General features: G+C 65.6%; 6 protein-coding genes and 1 pseudogene. All 7 read right to left on the reverse strand.

All coding sequences use genetic code 11. The annotated features are described in order from the left end of the window. Nucleotides 1-523, reverse strand: a pseudogene (locus tag VF662_RS12200) (type II secretion system F family protein); the annotation flags it as partial. A gap of 20 nt (nucleotides 524-543) precedes the next feature. Then, a complete protein-coding gene (locus tag VF662_RS12205) occupies nucleotides 544-1518 on the reverse strand; it encodes a type II secretion system F family protein (RefSeq protein ID WP_464141548.1) in 975 nt (324 codons plus the stop codon). A gap of 49 nt (nucleotides 1519-1567) precedes the next feature. Then, entirely contained in the window at nucleotides 1568-2863 is a 1296-nt protein-coding gene (locus VF662_RS12210; RefSeq protein ID WP_464141550.1) for a pilus assembly protein CpaE, read from the reverse strand. Beyond that, entirely contained in the window at nucleotides 2863-3510 is a 648-nt protein-coding gene (locus VF662_RS12215; protein ID WP_464141553.1) for a CpaD family pilus assembly protein, read from the reverse strand. Before VF662_RS12215 ends, VF662_RS12210 begins: the two co-directional genes overlap by 1 nt. 32 nt (nucleotides 3511-3542) lie before the next feature. Further along, nucleotides 3543-5123 (reverse strand): type II and III secretion system protein family protein, encoded by a 1581-nt coding sequence (locus VF662_RS12220; protein WP_464141555.1) that lies wholly within the window; start codon nucleotides 5121-5123, stop codon nucleotides 3543-3545. A gap of 1 nt (nucleotide 5124) precedes the next feature. Further along, entirely contained in the window at nucleotides 5125-6201 is a 1077-nt protein-coding gene (gene cpaB / locus VF662_RS12225) for a Flp pilus assembly protein CpaB (RefSeq protein ID WP_464141557.1), read from the reverse strand. Between the two features lie 47 nt (nucleotides 6202-6248). Continuing rightward, nucleotides 6249-6726: A24 family peptidase (locus tag VF662_RS12230; RefSeq protein ID WP_464141559.1), on the reverse strand; the 478-nt coding region annotated here is incomplete at its 5' end.

Genomic DNA, 6726 nt, shown 5'->3' on the forward strand with positions numbered 1-6726 from the left:
GGACCTTGTTCTTCAGCCACAGGTCCGGCGCCTTGTAGGCGAGCAGCAAGGTGCCGGCGACCACGCCGTAGCGCTTCAGCGGCGTCCAGCTCTCCAGCCAGCCGAGGCCGTAGACGCCGATGATGACGATCGCGCCGCACACGATCGGCAGCACCAGCCGGGCGAAGATTATGACGAAGGCATAATCCTTGGAACGGATGCCCGCCTGCAGCAGCTTCTTCTGCGCCTTGATGACCTGCGTGTCCTGCAGCACCTTCAGCGAGGAGAGGATGCCGCGGACCTTGTCGGCCACCTCGTTCTGGTTGGTGATGCTCTTGCGGCGCTTGGAGGTGGAGGCGACGATGCCGGCCTTCAGCTGCTCGCGCCGCTCGTTGAGCGCCTTGACGCGCTTCGCCATTGGATCACGGACGGTGGTGGCGGCATAGATCGCCACCATGACGGCGAAGGTGGCGATGGCGGCGAGGAAGGTCGCCACCATCACGACATCGATCCCCAGGATGGTCGGGCCGCTTGCAGGTGCCATGACTTGAACTGCCTCTCCGCTCAGATTTCGAACCGGACCATCTTGGCCATGATCGCCGCGCCGATGCTCATCCAGACGAGCCCGCCGAGACCTGCGACGATCAGTCGCTCATCCTCGAAGAACCCGCCCATGTACCCGGGGTTGATGAACCACACGAGGCCGAAGACGACGAAGGGAAGCGAGCCGACGATATAGGCGGACGCCTTGGATTCCGACGACATCGCCTTGATCTTGAGCTTCATCTGCGCGCGCTTGCGCAGCACTTCGGCGAGGTTGGCGAGCGTCTCGGCGAGATTGCCGCCGGTCTCGCGCTGGATCGCGAGCGTGATGACGAAGAACTGGAATTCGGGCGTTCCGATTCGGTCCGCGGCTTCCTGAAGCGCAGCCTCCATCGTCCGGCCGATCTTCATCTTGTCGACGACGCTCTGGAACTCGACTGAGATCGGTCCGGCTACTTCGGAGGCCACGACGCCCATCGTCTCCGAGATGGGAAGGCCGGAGCGGAGCCCGCGGACCATCAGCTCGATTGCGTCCGGAAAGCGCGAGTTGAACAGGTTGATGCGCTTGCCGATCAGATAGCTGACGGCGAAGTGCGGGATGGCGACGCCGGCAAACAGCCCGAGCACGATAGCGAGGATGAACGGCATCCCCTTGAACAGGAGCAGCAGCGCAACGAAGGCGCCGACCCCGAGGGATCCGCCAAGATACTTGCTGAGGCTCCAGTTCTTGCCGGTCTGCTCGATCCTGCGGCGGAGAAGCGCAGGGTTCGGGATGAACTGCTGAAGCCTGCTGTCCATCTTCGTTTCGCGCGTAGCGAGAATGCGCTTCATCTGCGCCTGGGCGGCGACTTCGTCCGATTTGCTGTGCCGCTCGCGAAGGCTGTCCAGCCGGCGCGCACGGGCCTTGTCGGGCGAGGGGCCGGCCATTGCGAAATAGATGAGGCCGAGCATGCCGAGCATGCCGCCAACCATCATCATCATCTGCATCATCGACATCAGCAGCCCTTCATTCCACTACGCTTGCCGGCATGCCTCGAGCTGACGCTCAGGCGGCCTGAGCGGCTTCGACCTTCGGCTTCTTGGCCACCAGCGACTTGAACGATCCGAGCTTGCCCAGAAGCGAGGGACTGAGCTGTGCGGCCTCGCTCTTGTCTTCGCTGCCGTCGACGGCGGAGACGGTCATGGTCACGAGCTGGGTCAGCGGCTGCGTGATCTTCGGGTTCTTGCCGGCGCGAGCAATCGGCTGGCCGAGCTTCGCCGCCTGCGCGGCTGCCTTGAGGTCCAGCGGCACGATGATGTCGATCGGCCTTTCGATCGACTTCTCGAAATCCTTGCGGCTGATCTCCTGCACGCCGCCGGTCGCGACTTTGTTGCAGACCACGATCAGGCGCGACTGCGGCGCGTTCGCCTTCAGCCAGGAAAGGATCCGGATCGCGTCGCGGGTGCCGGCGAGGGTGAGCTCGACGACGACGACGCAAACATGAGCATCGTGGACGAGGTGCGGGTGCTGAACCAGCATCGTGCGCGGAAGATCGAGAACGGTGGTCTCGAACGCGGTGCGCATCTCCTCCTGCAGCTGGTAGTAAGCGGAGCCGTCGGTCAGCATCGGCTGGTTGATCGGCGCCTCGGCGGAAAGGACGCAGAGCTTCTCGTTCGCGCGGACCATCGCGCGCTCGATGAACAAGCCGTCGATGCGGCTCGGATTCTCGATCGCGTCGGTAAGTCCGCGGCCCGGCTCGAGATCGAGCCCGAGCGCGCCGGTTCCAAAGTGGATGTCGAGATCGAGCAACGCCGTCGAGCGGCCGGTCTTGTCGCCCATCAGCCACGCGAGCGAAGTCGCGATCGTCGATGCGCCGACGCCGCCGCGGACGCCGATCACGGCGGCCATGACGTGCGGACGGTCGACGGTCGGCTCGTTCACGCGCGGGCCGGAGATCGTCATCTGCGCATTCGCGAAGGCGTCGCGCAGCTGATCGGCCGTAAACGGCTTCAGGAGATAATCCTGGATGCCGCTCGCGAGCAGGTCGCGGTAGAGGCGGACGTCGTTCACCTGGCCGGCGGCAATCACCACCGTCCCGGGCTCGCAGACCTCGGCCAGAGCATTGATGTCGTTCAGCGGATCGCCGGATTCGGAAAGGTCGACGAACAGGATGTTCGGGCTTGCCGAGACGGAGAGCGACTGGACCGCGTTGCGCAGCCCGCCGCGGTTCACCTTCTCCGGTGCCCAGCCATGTTCGACTGCAACCGGCCGCAGGATCTCGGCCGTCGCCTCGTCACACACGAAGGCCGTGAACGGATCGCGCAGAGCGGCTCCCCGCGCAGCATGGAAGGGCGCGTTCATTAATTGCCACCTTTCGATGAGACAGCTTCAAGCTTGCCGCCGGCGCCCGAAGGAGGAGCCGTGCGGTAGGACTTGATCGCCTTCGTGGATGCAGTCATGTCGCCGCGGTTGCTGCCGGTCTGGCCGAGCACGAGATCGTTGGGGTCCGCGATCATTGCAGCAAGGTTCGAATTCGTGGCGCAGCCATAATTAGTCGAGGTCGTGATCCGATCGCCGACCGTTCCCCTCTCGCCCCAATTGGGGCAGCCGGGCACATACGCCTCGGAGCGGGTGACGATCACGCGCACCGAACCTGGCTGCACTGCGCCGGTAGTGACGGGAGCGCCGCGGCTCAGCAGCATGCCGAATTCGGACGCGACTTCCGCCACGTCCTGCCGCGCACGCGCATCCTGGTAGGCGCCGGTGTCGACGAAGATCCGGTCGCCATATTTGACGCCGATCGACCCGAACCATTCGGAGAGCCGGTAAAGCTCGTTCTCGCGTACGCCGCCGCCGCCTGCGCCGAGATCGATCACGTAATCGGTCCGCTGCACGACCGGCTGGTTGACCGAGTAGAGGCTCGGGTTGCGCTGCGCAGCAGCCGGACCCGAGGCCGCCAACGTCATGGCCAGGGCAAATGCGGTCGCGGTGATTTTCAACTGTGCCATGGTGAGGCTTTCCTTTCGAACGCGGGCGGACATCAGAAGCTGAACCCCGGAGTGGCGGCAGCGCTCTGCTGGGGCCGGACGGCCTTCTGCTGAGCCTGCTGCGCCGGAGCCGGAGCCGCCGGCGGCGGCACGTCCGCGCTTCCGACCTGCCCGACCGAGGGAGCGACGACCTGCGCAGGAGCGATGGTCGGTCCCGGGCGAGGATCACTGCTTCGGCTGTCGTGCTTCTGGTCGAGGAACACGCGCTGGCCGTCATTGGCGGTGCGGTAGCCGTCGGTCGGAAGAGCGATCTGGTTCGCGCTGACCGGCTTCACGAGATAGGGCGTGACCACGATCACGAGCTCGCTCTCGCTCCGGCGGAAGCTGGTGGAGCGGAACAGCGCGCCGAGGATCGGAATGTCGCCGAGCCACGGAGCCTTGTCGACCGAATTGTTGTTGTTGTTGCGCAGCAGCCCGCCGATCACGAAGCTCTGGCCGGAGCCGAGCTCCACCGTCGTTTCGGTGCGGCGGGTGGTGAGGGCAGGAACTTCGAAGCCGTTCAGCTTGACGCCGTTCTCACTCGAGATTTCGGAAACCTCCGGGCGAACCCGCATCGAGATCCGTCCGCCTTCGAGCACCACCGGTGTGAAGGCGAGGCTGACGCCGTAAGGCTTGAACTCGATCGCGGTGCCGCCGATGCCGCCCGAAGTCGGGATCGGGAACTCGCCGCCCGCCAAGAAGCTTGCCGTTTCGCCGGAAAGAGCGGTCAGGTTCGGCTCAGCGAGCGTCGTCACCAGGCCGTTGCGTTCGGCAAGGTCGATCGTCGAGAGGATATCGAGGCCGAGCAGCCGGCCTGCGAAGCCCAAGGTCGTCCCAGGGCTCTTGTTGTTGAACCCGAACATGGTCCGGTTGATCGCTTCGCCCGTGATGGGGTTTTTCAGGTCACCGATTGGCTTGTCGGTGATCGGTCCGGGATTGCCCTGGCCGATGCCGAAGAGGAAGCCGCCGGTGGTGTCGCGTGAGAGCAGGTTCATGCCGAAGCTCTTCGACACCGAGCGGCTGACTTCGACGATCTTCACGTGCAGGCTCACCTGCAGCGGAGTCGGCGTCTTGAGGCGGCTGATCACCTGCGTGCCCTCGCCGACATAGGCCTGGACGATCCGGCCCGCTTCCTCGACGTCCGAGGGGGTGGCGACCGTACCGGTGAGCAGCACGGCGCCGTTCATCGGGGTCGCCTGGATCTGCGAGTCGGGCATCGCCAGCCGCAGCAGCTTGTCGACCGAGCCGATGTTGGTGCCGACGCGGACGTTGGCCGAATAGACCGTCCTGCCCGCCTTGTTGGTGGCGTAGATGGTGGTCTCGCCCGGGCCCTTGCCGAAGATGTAGATCTGGTCTGCGGAGCGGACCTGAACGTCGGCCACCTTGTCGTCGGCGACGAAAAGGTCGGTCATGGTCCCGTTGAGGCGGACCATCCGGCCGGCGCCGACCGAGAGGGTGACGTCTTCGGAGGGGCGGCTGGACGAGGCCGGCTGGGCCAGCGCAACCGTCGGTGCGGTGGCGCCGATGCTGGCGGTCATCACCGCAGCCACCGTGGTGGTGAGCACGACGCGCTTCATGATGTTGCCTTTGATCATCTTACTTAGCTCCCACCGGAACGACGGTGACATTGTTGCCGCGAGCGATCCGAACGACCGGGCCGGTCGGCGTAGCGGGCGCGGCTTGCGAGGCAGCCGGCGCCTTTCCGGCCGCGATCGCACCGGCGAGCGAGCCGAACACCTGGCCCATCTGGCCCACCGGATCGGCGGGCGCCGGGGCAGCGCCCGAGCTCCTGCCGGGGATCGTGCTGCGCTGGAACCTCGAGACGTCGGCACCCACGGTGTAGGTGGCGCCGGTGTCCATTGGCCGCGAGGCGACCTCCAGCAGCATCTTGCGCTCGGTTGCGGGATCGACGCCTTCCGGCACCTTCACGTCGCCGGCTGCGATCGCCCGCTCCAGCTCGGCCGTCGTGTCGGCGAGCGGACGAAGCGAGAGCGAGAGCTGGCCGATCATCTGGGCGACTGCGACCTTCTCGGCGATCCTCGGCGTCGCCTCGAAGGTGACGGACGAGAAGTCCACCACTTCGGGCTTGCCTTCGGCGTTCGTCGCGGTCGTGCGCTTGTCGGTGGCGAGCACGCGGATGTTGCGGATGATGGTTTCGGAGACCTTCAGCGGCGACCCTTCGCCTCCGCCCTGCACCGTCTGGGTCAGGACGATGTCGACACGATCGCCCGGGAAGACGAAGCCGGCGACGCCGTTGATGTTCGACACGGGCACCGTCACGGCGCGCATGCCCGGCCCAAGCGCCGCGGCAAGGAAGCCGCGCTCGCCCGGCTTGATCAGCGAGCCCTGGGTGAGCGGCTGGCCGGCGGTGATTTCGTTGCGCACAACCGTGCCGATCAACTCGGCCGGATTGGTGCCGGGCTGGCCCTTCATGAAGTAGGCGGGCTGCACGAGGCCTTCAGGCCACGGCTGGTAGCGGAGCGCCTCGGCATCGATGATGGTGCCGACCGGAAGCGAGCGGGTCGCAACGAGGACTTCCGGCCCGGCCGGAACCGCCGCCTTCGCCTCGGCCTGCGGAGCGCCTGCTCCGGCAAACATGTTCTTGGCCATAACGGCAGTGAAGGCCGCTATCGCAAGCGCGCCGATCAGCAGCACGATCTTTTTCACATCCATGACGCTTGTCGCCTCCTGTCGGGCATAACTGAGCCCGGCCTACCTATTCATCCAAACTGGTTAAGAAACCGTTCGCCAATCAGCCAGAACCCGCCGAATGCGATCGCCACCCCGTAGGGAATTTCCAATTGTGCCCGTGATTTCGCCATCCGCCGGCGGACCAGCATCGCGATCGTGAGCACGCCGCCCGCAAGCGACATGATCACGAGCAGCTTCATGACCGCGCCGAGCGGAAGCCAGAGCGCGATCGCGGCCACCATCTTGACGTCGCCGCCGCCCATCGCGCCCATGCAGAACGCGGCGGTGAAGAGCCCGAACACCGCGGCCGCGACTGCCACCTGAAAGGTGATGTCGGGCCACAGGGCCATTCCCGAAGCGATCCAGAAGGGGATCGCACCGAGCGCGATCGCGCCGTTGAGCCAATTGGGGATCGTGCGCGTGCGAAGGTCTCCAGCCGCCGCCACGATCAACATCGCGGCGAGGATTGCGACCAGCAAATCTGCAAAAACCCCCTGCATGAAGAGA

Source organism: Allosphingosinicella sp. (assembly GCF_036387215.1).
Taxonomy (GTDB): Bacteria; Pseudomonadota; Alphaproteobacteria; order Sphingomonadales; family Sphingomonadaceae; genus Allosphingosinicella.

Excerpts from the sequence above, each read along its gene's own strand:
- VF662_RS12220 (WP_464141555.1), bottom strand. The coding sequence starts at position 5,123 with ATGATCAAAGGCAACATCATGAAGCGCGTCGTGCTCACCACCACGGTG.
- cpaB (WP_464141557.1), bottom strand. The coding sequence starts at position 6,201 with ATGGATGTGAAAAAGATCGTGCTGCTGATCGGCGCGCTTGCGATAGCG.
- VF662_RS12215 (WP_464141553.1), bottom strand. The coding sequence starts at position 3,510 with ATGGCACAGTTGAAAATCACCGCGACCGCATTTGCCCTGGCCATGACG.
- VF662_RS12210 (WP_464141550.1), bottom strand. The coding sequence starts at position 2,863 with ATGAACGCGCCCTTCCATGCTGCGCGGGGAGCCGCTCTGCGCGATCCG.
- VF662_RS12205 (WP_464141548.1), bottom strand. The coding sequence starts at position 1,518 with ATGTCGATGATGCAGATGATGATGATGGTTGGCGGCATGCTCGGCATG.